Origin of the sequence: Streptomyces hirsutus, from assembly GCF_001418415.1 — a bacterium.
Taxonomy (GTDB): domain Bacteria; phylum Actinomycetota; class Actinomycetes; order Streptomycetales; family Streptomycetaceae; genus Streptomyces; species Streptomyces hirsutus.
Map to the genome: position 1 here is coordinate 5,607 of NZ_LIQT01000495.1, position 278 is coordinate 5,884.

A 278-nucleotide genomic window follows, 5' to 3' on the forward strand; every position below is an offset into this window, starting at 1 on the left:
GCCCAGCCGGTCGCCGAGCAGGGCGCCGAGGCCGCGCGGCTCCTGCTGCGCCGGCTCGACGAACCCGACACCGAACCCGCAGGGCATGTCCGGATGCCCATCCGCCTCGTCCTGCGCGAGACCACTGCCCCGCCCCGTCCGCGCGGACCTCACTGACACCCCTCGAGCCCCACACCCCCACGCCTCGAAAGCACTCCCGCACCTCGAACCCTCGCCACAGCACGGAGGCACACACCATGAGTTCGACCAGCAGAAGGTACCGCCGCACAGCCTGTACG